The organism is Caloramator sp. Dgby_cultured_2 (assembly GCF_028872215.1).
Classification (GTDB): Bacteria; Bacillota; Clostridia; order Clostridiales; family Caloramatoraceae; genus Caloramator; species Caloramator australicus.
Genome location: NZ_CP118396.1, coordinates 823983 through 837476, shown reverse-complemented (window position 1 = coordinate 837476; position 13494 = coordinate 823983). Strand labels below are relative to the sequence as shown.

The window sequence follows — 13494 nt, the reverse complement described above, 5'->3', positions numbered from 1 at the left end:
CTACAGCTCCTTCGTTCCTTTTCCTACTGTCCTTATATAGACCTTTCCAGTTTCTGCATCTATTATCATAGTTCTTCCGTAGTTTCCTCCCAGGTCTTCAGCAACTACTTTGATATTTAGCTTTTCCAATATTTCCTTAACAGCCCGAGCATTTCTATTTCCAATGTCCATCAGTGGAGATTTATCGCTAGTTTGAAACATGCTGGCTCCACCTGCAATTTTAGCGGTAATATTAGTTTTTTAGCTCCAAGTTCTAACATCCTATCAAGAAGCATTGGTATGGCAAGATCAGCATATTTCATCGGATTGGTATTATTTGTAAACTTTGAGCTTTCTGGTAGCATAATATGAGCTAAACCGGCAATTCTTTTTATTCCATCATAAAGAGCAATGCCTACGCATGAACCTAATCCAATAGTTATTAGTTTATCAGGTGGTAAGGCTGTATTCAAATCCCCTATGCCAACCTTAATTTCCTTTGATTCCATATTATCTACTCCATTTTTTAGTTTAGTAAGCTGTCGATATCATCTTTACTTAAAATTTTATCTGGATTAATTTCTAAAATAATTCTACCGCTTAGTTTAATCATGTTTTGAATATATCTATTTTTTGAAGCTGTAACAATATCAGGTGAAGTCTCAATGTTTTCATTTCTTATATCTGAAACCTCTAATACAGTATCCACTAAAAAGCCAACTGTTTTTTGATTGCTCTTTACTACTATGATCTTTTTATCGGATGATTCATTGTAATCCATGTTAAATTTCCTTTTAAATTAATGATAGGTAAAATTGATTCTTGATAATTTATAACTCCTTCAACATAATAAGGAGCCTCAGGGATCTTTGTAGGTTCAACATAACCTAATATTCTCTCAACATGTTGAATATCACAGGCAAACTCCTCGTTGCCCAGCTTAAAAATAATAACCTTCCTTTCCAACTGCATCACCCCTATAATTTTAGTTTTTCTACAATGAGTTCACCCTTTTCGATGTAGGCCTTTAAATTTTTTACAGGATATTCTATTTTGTAGGTTATATCGTCAAATTGGATTAATGTGTTTTGAAAGGCAACCCTTGCTTCTATAATTCCATGTTTTGATGTTTTTAGGATCGTTACAACCCCTGCGCTTGAACCTACTTCAGATGCCTTAATTGCCTTTTCCGCAACCATCTGGCCTCCTCTAAATATAGCCTTGTCGGAGATAAACCTTATTTGATTTTTAGCTACTATATTTGTATTATAGCAACCTTGTCCAGTTATTTCTACATCGTTGCTGGCAAAAATTTTCGAATTTTGACAATAGGAAACATAAACATCTGCTGGAGTGTTAAGAAGTTGAAAAGTATCGATAAAATTTCCCACTTCCTTAAGCATATTAGTCAATCCATCATAGTCCAAAAGATCATTATTCTTAATCATTAAAATATAATTAAATAATTTTTTCCAGTTAACATAAATATCATTATGAAAACCTGATGAAATAAACTCATCGTTCTTTATGATCTCCTGCATTTTATTAGGAAACTTTGATTCAATGATAAGCATTAAAACGCGTCCAATATTTTTATCGATCTTTATTTTGCCAAGCTTTATAAGTTCCGTTAAAGCAATTAGAGAAGTTTTAAGAATATCATATACATCTTTTATCAACTTAAGGGCCTTCTCATTGTTTATTTGATTACACCCTGCTATTAAATTTGATGAAATTACATTTTTCTTAACCACAATATTGCCATTTGTTGCAATCTCTGCTTCAAGGACATCGCCATGGATTATAACATTGTTTCCTGCTCTTATTTTGAATCCTTCCTTTACCGTTCCCACTACTTCAACATTCCCATCAAATTTTATGTTTCCTGTCTTTATATCAACATCTCCATTTATCCTTAATACTTCAAATACACATACCTTTCCTGATTTAACCTCTGGCATACCTGAAATTTCAGCATAGGCTTTATTTTCATTTACAACACATCCTGGTCCCGATAAAAGCCTTTTAACAACCCTTTTTCTTGGCTTAACCGGTCGACCGTAAACGTCAAAACCTATTGACCCGTCTCTCCCGTCAAATTTTTCTGCAAGGACATCTCCCTTTTCCACATATTCGTATGTTATTCTATTAAAATAATCTACTTTTATTGCATTTTCAACATCTTCTTCATTTTTATTGCCAAAATAGTAAACAATCCTATCATCCTCAGGTTCTTTGATTTTCTTCCCCTCAGCAACAAGGAATCTGCCCCCATCTATTGCCCTTTCTATTTCTTCTTTTTAATTCCATAAATAATATTTTTTCCCTTAGGCTTTTTTCTATTTCTTCCCTTGTGAATTTCTTTATGCTCTTATGTTTTATTTTCCCAGTTATAAATAATTCATGCTGGGGTTCCATATCCTCTATTTCATATTCAATATATGGCTCATAGGAAATATCTATATAAACTTCCATAGCATCTTCCGTAACGTAAATGTTCAAATTTCTTTTTCCCTCTATTATTTTGGGGACAACTTTAACTATATCTTCTTTTTTACATGGCACTCTCCGTCTATCTTTTTTCATTTATATAAACCTCAACACCTTCTCCAACTATAATTTTAGGCGGATTTTCCCCATCAACATAAATTATTTTTCCTGATTTAATTCCTATTTTTCCTTCACTATTACTCATTAAAATCCCCCTCCTGCTAATGCCCCTTAGCAATATAATTGAAGCAGAATAATAAACAACAGCAACTATCCAACCAGCTAAAACATCGCTTAAGTAATGAACACCTAAATAGATTCTACTAAAACCCACTAAAACTGCTAAAAGCAAGACTAACCCCTTATATAAATTTTGATGTTTAAACTTAAAGACATACTTAATCAAATAAATTATAAATAAGGATAATGTTAAAAAAATCATTGCATGTCCACTCGGAAAACTATAGCCAGCTGCATCTATTAGCCTAAAATTATAAGGTCTTTGCCTTTTAAATAAGGATTTTAAATACTCGTTAAATATCCAAACTATAAAAATGTTTGCTCCAAAATAAAGGGAAATCATTTTATAGTTCTTAACTAATAATATTATCGTAATAATTAAAGTTAAAATTAATACCGTCCAAAAATTACCAAGGGATGTAATTGCTTTAAAAAGTCCATCTAAAAATGGATTTCTTAGCGCAAGAATAAACTTAAATATATATGCATCGTATCTTTCAAACAAATAAAAACTATGATCTTCAATTAAATCAAAAATAAGCATCAAAATAAACAATGATAATAAAAATGTGGCAATCATGTAATATCCAATCTTCTCTAAAATCCTGTATTTTTGCAATCCTTTGTAAACATTTTCTACTAAATTTTTTATATTAGAAAATAATTTTATTTTATTCAAGTTTAGTCTATCCTTCGATATTTTTATGCTATAGAAGGCTAATAAAAATATAAAGGTGATTCCAATTGTGATGTATTCAAAATTGTTTTTTATAAACTTATCTGCATCCTTAAAGAAAAATATCAACGTTGCTTCTAAAAAGAACCTCATTCCTCTTCCGATTATCGACGCAATTACAAATACGTTTTTTCTTATCCTAAAGACTCCAGCTGAAACAGTAAAAATTTTATATGGAATAGGTGTAAATCCTGCAATTGCAACAGCCCATCCGCTATATTTATTGAAATACTCTTCAACCTTTATTATTTTTTCCTGTGAAAACCACCTTTTTAAAAAAGGGCGCCCAAGTTTATAACCTAAAAGATATCCAAACATACCTCCTAAAACAGAAAAAACAGTAGTTATTGCAGCATAAAAAAAGCCAAACTTTTGTTAACTAACATCATAGGTATTAAAACAACATCTGGAGGAACAGGAAAAAAGATGACTCTGTAAAGGAAAGAACTGAAAGTCCAACTATACCAAATTTACTTATAAAATTTATAAAACTTTCCAAAAACTTTTCCATGTCTTTTCACCTCAGTTTATAATTGACATATAAAATTATAGCATAAATTTTAGTTTTATTAAAATATAAAATAAAAAATATTTTTTAACTGAGAATTATTTATAGACCCAATTAACCAGTTGACAATAATATATTTTTTAATAGAATATAACTTGTCGGTTCATGGGGGTGGATAGGTGCTGGTGTGCCTACCGGTCTTCAAAACCGTGTTGACGGGCTGAAACCCCGTTGGGTGGGTTCGATTCCCACACACTCCCGCCATAAGATAAAGCCTGATGTCTTAAGACGTCAGGCTTTTTTAATTTAAGCCAATACCCTTTGATCTTCTATTCTTTTGGTAAGCTTTATTGAATCGAAATATTCAAGTATTGCTACTGCATACTTTCTGCTGGTTGAAAGCATATCCCTATATTGAGCTGCGGTTATACTGCCTTCCCTTTTTATAAAATCTATTAGCATGTCCTTTGCCCTTTCATAATCTTGAGCTTTTAAGTAAATTTCCTCATTAATTTTAACTAGTGTCCCTAAATCAACTAAAGCTTCAAATACCATTTTTGCATCCCTTTCATCCCTTCCAAACCCTTTTATCAAATCTTCAGGTTTTGGAGGTTGATATTTCGCTTCTTCAAAACGCATTAAAATTTCTTGTTTTATATTTTCTTGTTTTTGATTAAAACAAATATTGAAATCCTTTAAAGATATATAAATGTTTTCAATCTTTATTGTATCATCGCATAAAAGTTCTAAGATCTTATCATAAATCTTTTGTTTAATATTTTTGCCAAAAACTTTAATCTTTAACTCTTCCTTAGTTATTCCAAATTTCAATGGATTTATCCTATGATAATCTGCTAAAATTTGTGCGATATTTTTCTTTATTTCTTCCAAATAGGTCTTATGCAGATAAACTTCCTCATCACCTATATTTAACTTTATGATTTTTTCTTTTCTTATCAAGGTTTCCAATATATCGTCCAAATTGCTGTAGTTTTTACCCGAAAGCTTTATAATATCGTTTATGCCGATAAAGTCCTTGCTGTTATTTTTAATAGTTTGTTCTATTATTTCGATAGGGTCACCCTTTTCCTTTAATAAAAGCTCATTAATAACCTTTTCATCAAAGGCTTTATGCTTAACTGGATTTGGATCAAGGATAGTTCCTCCACCGACAGTAATCATTGGAGAGTATGTCCTTATGACATATTTATCTCCCCTTTTGCCGCTATAGGGGATTCTAATCTTATTTGAATTAGAGCTGTTTCTCCAGGATTTATCACTTCTTTATCTAATATATATACCCTACCTAAAAGCTCGCTAGTGCCATGATATATCCTTATTCTATCCCTATTTTCAAGGGGATAGGGTGCATCCTTAAGATAATTTAGTCTACAGCCTAGCATCATACTAACTTGAAGGGAGTTGGGTTTAGATAAAACATCTCCCCTTTCAATATCTTCCTTTTTACATTTGCAAGATTTATAGCTACCCTTTGACCTGCATAGGCAGTTTTAACGGATTTTTCATGGACTTGTAATCCTCTAACTTTTGTTGTTATTTCTTTAGGATAAATAGAACATATATCCCCTTCGTATATCGTCCCTGATATTAATGTTCCTGTAACTACAGTTCCAAAACCGCTTACGCTAAAAACTCTATCTATCGGCAGCCTAAAATCAGTAAAAGTATCTCTATCCTCCATATCCTTTGTAAGTTCATCTATGGTTAGAGCTAATTTTTCTAAACCTTCTCCAGTATAGGATGATACAGGTATAATTGGTGCATCCCTTAAAAACGTATCACTTATTTCTGTTTTTATATCCTCAATAACCATCTTTAACCATTCTTCATCTACAAGATCCTTTTTGGTAACAACAACAATGCCCTTTTTATATCCAAAAGATTGAGTATATTTAGATGTTCCCTTGTCTGGGGCATTATCCCCTCATCAGCTGCTATTACTAAAAGAACGATGTCTATTCCAGTTACCCCTGCCAGCATATTTTTTATAAATTTTTCATGTCCAGGAACATCAACTATTCCTGCCCTTCTTCCTGAAGGCAAATCAAAATAGGTAAAACCTAAGTTTATAGAAATACCTCTTTCCTTTTCCTCCTTTAGAGTATCTGTATCTCTTCCTGTTAGGGCTTTAATTAGAGTAGTTTTTCCGTGATCTATGTGTCCTGCTGTTCCGATTATAACATGCTGCATATATTCCACCCCTGATTATAAAATTTTATTCAATGAATCAACAATAATATGAAAATCATCATCAAATAATGTTCTAACATCAATAATAATGTTTTCTTTATATATTCTAACTATAATTGGAACTTCCTGCCTTCTTAGTTCTAACTCTACATCTTCGATTTTCTTAAACTTAGGTTTTATTGTAACTACATATGTTGAAATGGTCTCAAGGGGCATTGCTCCTCCACCAAATTGTGATACATCCTTTTCGATATTAAGTTCCGCCCTATCTGAAATTATTTTCTTTAATTGACTATAAAGTTTTTTAGCCCTTTTTTGGATTAACTCAATATCCATAGTCATCATTCTAAGAGCAGGTATTTCCTTTATTGCCCTTTCTTCATCTAAATAAAGCTTAAAAGTTGCCTCTAGAGCAGCTAAAGTCATTTTATCAATTCTTAATGCCCTTGTTAATTGATTTTTCTTCATCCTATCTATTAAATGCTTTTTACCTACAATTATTCCTGCCTGTGGGCCTCCAAGGAGTTTATCACCGCTAAAGGTAACTACATCTGCCCCCTTTTTATGCTCTCCTGAACAGTAGGCTCATAGGGAAGTCCATACTTTGAAAAATCTATCAATACACCGCTACCTATGTCTTCAACAACTGGAAGATTATATTTTTCCCTAATTCCACAAGCTCATCAAGGGAAATTTCCTTAGTAAATCCAAGTATCTTAAAATTGCTTTGGTGAACCTTTAGGATAAGGGCAGTATTTTCATTTATTGCATTTTCATAATCGTAAAGATGGGTTTTATTGGTTGTTCCAACTTCAACAAGTTTAGCCCCACTCTGTTCCATAACTGCAGGAACTCTAAAGGAACCACCAATTTCAACCAATTGGCTTCTTGAAACTATAACCTCTTTTCCCTTGGCAAGGGTTGACAAGACTAGCATTACTGCTGCTGCATTATTGTTTACTACCATCGCCGCTTCAGCACCAGTTATTTTACAAATGATTTCTTCCACATGGCTGTATCTTGATCCCCTCTCACCCTTTTCAAGGTCATATTCTAAATTGTTATATCTTGATGCTATCTCAACAACTGCATCAATCGCATCCTTTGATAAAACTGCCCTACCTAAATTGGTATGCAAAATAGTTCCCGTTGCGTTTATAACCCTTTTTAAGTGATTTTTGCTTTTAACATTCAAAAGTTTTATTATTTTATCTATTACATCATCATAAGTAAATTCTTCTATATTTCCATCTAATATATCTTTTCTATAGCTATCTAAAATTTTTCTTATAATGTCAATTTTTAAATTTCGCGCAATATCAAAGTCCTGTATTCTATCATCAGATAGAATCCTATCAACCTTAGGCAGCTTTGATAAAAGCAGATTCTTATTTTGCATCCTTTTGCCTCCTATTAATTTATAATAATATGATAATCCTTAAACTTTTCGACATATCCAGCTACATAAGCATCTATTCCATTTTCATTAAGTTCACTTAATAATTTTAGCCCTTCCTTTTCAGGTAGCGAATACATAAGTCCTCCAGAAGTTTGTGGGTCAAATAAAAGATCAAGAACATAATCTTCAGTTGTATTATTCTTATATTGATCGTTCAAATAGTTTTTGTTTCGATATGTTCCAGCAGGAATTAAACCCATTTTAGCGTATTCTACGGCACCTTCTATATATCTTATATTCTTGCTTAGTATATTTATAGTAACATTACTTCCCTTTGCCATTTCAAAAGCATGTCCTATAAGGCCAAAGCCTGTAATATCAGTGCAGGAATTAATAGAATATTTTTCTGCAATCTCAGCTGCACCTTTGTTAAGCATAGCCATATATTTTATCGCTTCATTTATTTCCTTTTCGCTGGCTAACTCTCCCTTTATTGCTGTGTTTATAAGCCCTGTTCCAATTGGCTTTGTTAAAATTAATATGTCTCCTTCCTTTGCATTGGAATTGGATAAAACCTTCTTGGGGTGGACAATTCCCATTACCGAAAGACCATATTTAGGTTCATCATCGTCAACTGTATGCCCACCTACGATTATTGCTCCAGCTTCTTTTACTTTATCTGCTCCACCCCTTAAAATTTCACCCAAAATTTCCATATCCTTGCACTGTGGAAAGGTAACGATGTTTAATGCCAAAACTGGTTTACCACCCATAGCATAGACATCGCTTAAGGAGTTTGTAGCTGCAATTTGTCCAAAGGTATATGGATCATCAACCACAGGAGTAAAAAATCCAAGGTTTGAATAATGGCAATTTCATCGCTTATCTTATAAACTGCTGCATCATCTGATGTATCATATCCTACTATAAGATTTTCATCATAAAATTTAGGCAATCTTGATAATATATCCGATAAGGCCTCCGGCCCAATTTTCGCAGCTCATCCAGATGCTTCAACCATTTGAGTTAGCTTTATCTTTTCCATTTCATCACATCCTTCCTATATTCAATAATCCTATCCTCATGATAATTTTAGCCAAAAATGCACATATGTTCAATATTATCTTACTGTTATTTTATCCTTTATATTTTCAAACATCTTATCTCCAATTCCGCTAACATTCTTTATATCCTTTATATCTCTAAATGGCCCATTTTTTTCTCTATAATCTATAATTCTTTGGGCTATGGCATCACCAACTCTTGGAAGCATCTTTAACTCTTCAAGTGTTGCTGTATTAATATTTATCTTCGAACTTATTGTTTTACCTTCACTATTGTTTAATAAGCCTTCAATTGAAGGAACAAATATATAGTCTTCATCCTTTAATTTCATAGCTAAATTTAGGTTTTCCTTTGCTGCCTTATCAGTAAATCCACCTGCAATATCTATTAACTTATACAATCTTTCTCCTTCAATTAAAGTATATACCCCCGGTTTCTTAACCTCCCCACATATATACACCTTTATCTCTTTAATATCATTTTCGTTTTGTTCTTCTTGAAGCCTTGAAGTTTTAATAACCATCATCTCGTTTTTTCTTTTATCCTTGTAATAATAAAAAGAGGTTATAAAAAGGATAATAAAAAGGAAAACAGCCAAGCCTATTTTTTCTCTCCTTGTTAAATCCATGAACATCACCCCAAATAGAATATTGACAAAAATTAATTCATTTAAACATTGAATAATTATATAGTTTTTGTTAAAATAAATTTGTTTATGAATGACGGAAGGAGATGTTTATGAAAAAATATGCTGTATTAGTGTTAATGTTAATATGTATTTTCTTTAACATTGCAAATGTAAATGCTTCCATAAATGTTGATGCTGAAGGATGTGTGTTGGTAGACTTGCAATCGGACAAGATACTTTTTGAAAAAAATAAGGATCTAAAGCTTGCACCAGCAAGCACAACAAAAATAATGACAGCTCTTTTAACAATTGAAAAATGCAACTTAAACGATAAAGTCATTATAGGGAAAAAGCCTCCCTTTGCAGATGGAAGCAAAATTTATCTCATAGAGGGCGAGGAGTTAACGGTAGAACAGCTTCTAAATGCCCTTTTGATTGAATCAGCCAACGATGCTGCCCAGGCCCTTGCAGAATATATTTCCGGTAGCGAAGAAGAATTTGCAAAATTAATGAATCAAAGGGCTGTAGAATTAGGCTGTAAAAACACTCATTTTGTTAATGCTTCAGGGCTTTATGATCCTAACCATTATACCAGCGCATATGACTTATACCTAATAACTAAAAAGCCTTCGAATATCCAAAGTTTAGAGAAATAGTATCAAAAGTTAGATATGAAATTCCACCTACCAACAAACAGCCCCAAACCCGATACCTTTATAGTCATAATAAACTTATTAATGGCAATAGAAGATATCGGTATCAGTGGGCAGATGGTGTTAAAACTGGATATACGATAAAATCAAAGCATGCCTTTGTAGGTTCTGCAACTAAGGATGGCAGAACCCTAATAGCTGTAGTTTTAAAAAGCAATGCCCAATATTATAACGATATTATCAAACTTTTTAATTACGGTTTTAACGATTTCCAAACAAAGCTGATTTTAGATAAAAACACAGCTGCCACTCATATAATTATAGATAACAAATCTATTCCCCTTTATCCAGCTGAAGATATATATATTACATTAAAGAAAAATGATAATTTTAATGATATAGAAAAAAGATTAATGTTGTTTCTAATATAGAAAAATTTACAAAAGGTGAAACCTTAGGTTCTGTAGATATTTATAAAAATAATAATCTTCTTAAATCCGTTCCCTTAATTGCAAATGAAGATTTTGGTAGTTTGTTTTATGATCTTAAATATGTTGAAACTGGTAAATACAAGAAAAGACCTTCAAACTGGATTGTAATTCCTACTATAATAGTCGTAACCCTATTCTTTTATAAAAAGTTTAAAAGAAAAGGAAAATTTAAAATAAAAAAGGAAAGTAAAGGGATAGACCCTTTACTTTTTTATTATCTTGCAATGGCAATCGCTTCAATTTCAATTAGCGCATCCTTGGGCAGCCTTGCAACTTGAAAGGCTGATCTTGCTGGCATCTTTTCTTTAAAATATTCAGCATAAACTTCATTTACACTTGCAAAATCATTTAAATCCTTCAAGAAAACTGTAGTTTTAACAACATCCTCAAGGCTTGAACCAGCTGATTCTAATATCGCCTTTATGTTCTCCAAGCACTGTTTTGCAGCAGCCTTTATATCGTTATTGATAAGGTCTCCAGTCTTAGGGTCAATAGGAAGCTGGCCTGATGTAAAGATAAAATCGCCAGCCTTAATACCTTGGGAATATGGTCCAATTGCTGCTGGAGCATTAGTTGTAGAAAGAACAACCTTTTCCATAACTTTACCTCCTTTTATTTAACCACAATATTAACAAGTTTTCCAGAAACAACTATTTCCTTTACAATTGTCTTTCCTTCTATGAAGGATTTAATCTTTGAATCTTCCTTTGCAGTATTTAATATTTCTTCATTTGATGCATCAACTGGAACTATGAGTTTTCCTTTTACTTTACCATTGATCTGAACAACTATTTCAATTTCATCAACTTCAAGAGCATCTTCATCGTAATCTGGCCATCTTTGCTCATGGATGCTGCCAGTCTTTCCTATTCTTTCCCAAAGTTCTTCTGTTATGTGTGGAACAAAAGGTGCTAATATAAGCAGCATCTTTTCGATTGCCTCAGCAAGAACATCGTAATTTGGATTTTCAATGTCTTTATATTGATACATTGCATTTACAAGCTCCATGACTGCACTTATTGCTGTATTAAAATTGAATCTTTGTGCTATGTCTTCTGTTACCTTTTTACTGTATAATGGGCAATTCTTCTCATTTCTTTATCTTGTTTTGTTAACTTATTTACATCCAACTTATTTGCCTTTTTAATCATCGGTTCCAGCTCATCAACCAATCTCCATACTCTATTTAAGAACCTAAAGCATCCTTCTACTCCTTGATCGCTCCATTCAAGGTCCCTTTCTGGCGGTGCTGCAAATAAGATGAATAATCTTGCTGTATCTGCTCCATAATTTGCTCTTATTTCTTCCGGGCTTACAATGTTGCCCTTAGACTTTGACATCTTTGCCCCGTCCTTTAAAACCATACCTTGAGTTAAAAGGTTTGTAAAAGGCTCATCAACTGGTGAAATTTTAAAGTCATATAAAGCCTTTGCAAAAATCTTGAGTATAATAAGTGAAGTATTGCATGCTCTACCCCGCCTACATACTGGTCAACAGCCATCCAGTATTTTGCCTTATCATAGTTAAAGGCTTCTTTATCGTTATGGGGGTCGGTATATCTAAAGTAATACCATGAAGAACATACAAATGTATCCATTGTATCTGTTTCTCTTGTAGCTCTGCCTCCGCACTTAGGACAAGTTGTATTAAGGAAACTTTCTGATGTAGTAAGTGGTGATTCCCTTTACCTGTAAATACAACATCCTCTGGCAGCAATACTGGCAGCTGATCCTCTGGAACTGGAACTTCACCACATTTTTCACAATAAACTATCGGAATTGGTGCTCCCCAATATCTTTGTCTTGAAATCAGCCAATCCCTCAATCTAAAGTTTACCTTTTTATTCCATAATTATTTTCTTCTATAAACTTTACAATTTCACCATAGGCTTCAGAGTTTCTCATCCCGTTAAATTTGCCAGAATTAATCATTATTCCCTCGCCTGTATAAGCTTCTGTTAGGGTTGAGCTTTCATCTCCATTGGGTGATATTACAACCTTTATTGGAAGATTATACTTTTTAGCAAATTCAAAATCCCTTTCATCATGGGCAGGAACTGCCATAACTGCACCAGTTCCATAATCTAAAAGAACATAATTGGCTATCCAAATTGGAATTCTTTCATTGTTAACTGGATTTATTGCGTAGGCGCCAGTAAATACACCTTCTTTTTCTGTTTCATTTGATGTTCTTGTAATTTCATTTAAATACTGCATTTTATCTACAAACTCTAATACTTTTTCTTCATATTCTGTTCCTTTTACAAGCTCCTTAACAAGCGGATGTTCAGGAGCAAGAACAACATAGGTTACACCAAATACGGTATCAGGCCTTGTTGTAAATATTGTAATCTTTTCTTGTCTTCCTTCAATAGCAAAATCTATTTGGGCACCTTCGCTCTTTCCTATCCAGTTTTCCTGCATTATCTTAACCTTGTCAGGCCAACCCTTTAATTTTTCAATGTCCTTTAACAGCCTATCTGCATAATCGGTGATTTTAAAATACCATTGCTCTAAGTTCTTTTTGCCTACAGCAGTTCCACAACGTTCACATTTACCATTTACAACCTGCTCATTAGCGAGAACAGTTTGGCAGGATGGACACCAATTTACAAAGGACTTTTTCTTATACGCTAAGCCGTTTTTATACATTTGAAGGAACATCCATTGAGTCCATTTGTAGTAATCCGGCATACAAGTTTTAACTTCTCTATCCCAGTCGTAGCTAATTCCAAGTGCTTTTAATTGTTTTTCCATCTCCTCCATGTTATTTATTGTCCAATCCTTTGGAGGAATTCCGTGTTTTATTGCTGCATTTTCAGCTGGAAGGCCAAAGGCATCAAATCCTATTGGATGTAAAACATTATATCCCTGCATCCTTTTAAATCTTGCAATAACATCACCTATGGAATAATTCCTTACGTGGCCCATATGTAATTTTCCAGATGGATATGGGAACATAACTAGCATGTAATATTTTTCCTTATCTGAAAAATCCTCACCATGAAAATTATTCTTTTCTTCCCAAATCTTTTGCCATTTCTTTTCAATTTCTAAAAAATCATAAAAAGCCATGATTCCACCTCCTAAAGTAT

7 protein-coding genes, 1 tRNA gene and 7 pseudogenes are annotated in these 13494 nt (G+C 32.9%); 3 read left to right on the top strand and 12 right to left on the bottom strand.

Annotated features, from left to right (window positions below; genetic code table 11):
- The 6 genes and pseudogenes from PWK10_RS05565 to PWK10_RS19510 all read right to left on the bottom strand — a co-directional run.
- Positions 1-488, bottom strand: a pseudogene (locus tag PWK10_RS05565) (chemotaxis protein CheD).
- Positions 489-505: 17 nt separating this feature from the next.
- Positions 506-951: pseudogene (locus PWK10_RS05560) on the bottom strand (chemotaxis protein CheW).
- Between the two features lie 5 nt (positions 952-956).
- Positions 957-2195: a FapA family protein gene (locus tag PWK10_RS05555; RefSeq protein ID WP_274768130.1), complete on the bottom strand. Its 1239-nt coding sequence runs from the start codon at positions 2193-2195 to the stop codon at positions 957-959.
- Between the two features lie 34 nt (positions 2196-2229).
- The gene (locus tag PWK10_RS05550; protein ID WP_274767638.1) at positions 2230-2565 is read right to left on the bottom strand and encodes a hypothetical protein; all 336 of its coding nucleotides are present in this window, start codon (positions 2563-2565) and stop codon (positions 2230-2232) included.
- On the bottom strand, positions 2552-3538 hold the full coding sequence (locus PWK10_RS05545) for a phosphatase PAP2 family protein (protein WP_446715339.1): 987 nt from the start codon (positions 3536-3538) through the stop codon (positions 2552-2554). The genes PWK10_RS05550 and PWK10_RS05545 overlap by 14 nt, the downstream gene beginning before the upstream one ends.
- A pseudogene (locus PWK10_RS19510) lies at positions 3524-3799 on the bottom strand (YqaA family protein); the annotation flags it as partial. The gene PWK10_RS05545 and the pseudogene PWK10_RS19510, both read right to left, overlap by 15 nt.
- Before the next feature lie 321 nt (positions 3800-4120).
- Here PWK10_RS19510 and PWK10_RS05540 point away from each other — a divergent pair.
- Positions 4121-4217, top strand: a tRNA-Sec gene (locus tag PWK10_RS05540).
- Positions 4218-4259: 42 nt separating this feature from the next.
- On the opposite strand, the pseudogene selB reads toward PWK10_RS05540, so the two are convergent.
- The 4 genes and pseudogenes from selB to PWK10_RS05520 form a co-directional block, all read right to left on the bottom strand.
- A pseudogene (selB, locus tag PWK10_RS05535) lies at positions 4260-6164 on the bottom strand (selenocysteine-specific translation elongation factor).
- A 15-nt stretch (positions 6165-6179) separates the two neighbouring features.
- A pseudogene (selA, locus tag PWK10_RS05530) lies at positions 6180-7563 on the bottom strand (L-seryl-tRNA(Sec) selenium transferase).
- A 14-nt stretch (positions 7564-7577) separates the two neighbouring features.
- Positions 7578-8608: pseudogene (selD, locus tag PWK10_RS05525) on the bottom strand (selenide, water dikinase SelD).
- Between the two features lie 75 nt (positions 8609-8683).
- Entirely contained in the window at positions 8684-9256 is a 573-nt protein-coding gene (locus PWK10_RS05520) for a ComEA family DNA-binding protein (protein WP_274767636.1), read from the bottom strand.
- Between the two features lie 110 nt (positions 9257-9366).
- Between PWK10_RS05520 and PWK10_RS05515 the strand changes: the two genes are divergently transcribed.
- Positions 9367-9912, top strand: coding sequence for a D-alanyl-D-alanine carboxypeptidase family protein (locus PWK10_RS05515; protein ID WP_274767635.1), 546 nt, complete (start codon positions 9367-9369; stop codon positions 9910-9912).
- A complete protein-coding gene (locus PWK10_RS19505) occupies positions 9909-10340 on the top strand; it encodes a hypothetical protein (RefSeq protein ID WP_446715338.1) in 432 nt (143 codons plus the stop codon). The genes PWK10_RS05515 and PWK10_RS19505 overlap by 4 nt, the downstream gene beginning before the upstream one ends.
- A gap of 274 nt (positions 10341-10614) precedes the next feature.
- Here the strand turns inward: PWK10_RS19505 and PWK10_RS05510 are convergent, their stop codons facing one another.
- A complete protein-coding gene (locus PWK10_RS05510; protein ID WP_274767634.1) occupies positions 10615-10998 on the bottom strand; it encodes a RidA family protein in 384 nt (127 codons plus the stop codon).
- A 14-nt stretch (positions 10999-11012) separates the two neighbouring features.
- A pseudogene (leuS, locus tag PWK10_RS05505) lies at positions 11013-13474 on the bottom strand (leucine--tRNA ligase).
- Positions 13475-13494: the final 20 nt, after the last annotated feature.

Excerpts from the sequence above, each read along its gene's own strand:
- PWK10_RS05550 (WP_274767638.1), bottom strand. The coding sequence starts at position 2,565 with ATGAAAAAAGATAGACGGAGAGTGCCATGTAAAAAAGAAGATATAGTT.
- PWK10_RS05545 (WP_446715339.1), bottom strand. The coding sequence starts at position 3,538 with ATGAGGTTCTTTTTAGAAGCAACGTTGATATTTTTCTTTAAGGATGCA.
- PWK10_RS05520 (WP_274767636.1), bottom strand. The coding sequence starts at position 9,256 with ATGGATTTAACAAGGAGAGAAAAAATAGGCTTGGCTGTTTTCCTTTTT.
- PWK10_RS05515 (WP_274767635.1), top strand. The coding sequence starts at position 9,367 with ATGAAAAAATATGCTGTATTAGTGTTAATGTTAATATGTATTTTCTTT.
- PWK10_RS05510 (WP_274767634.1), bottom strand. The coding sequence starts at position 10,998 with ATGGAAAAGGTTGTTCTTTCTACAACTAATGCTCCAGCAGCAATTGGA.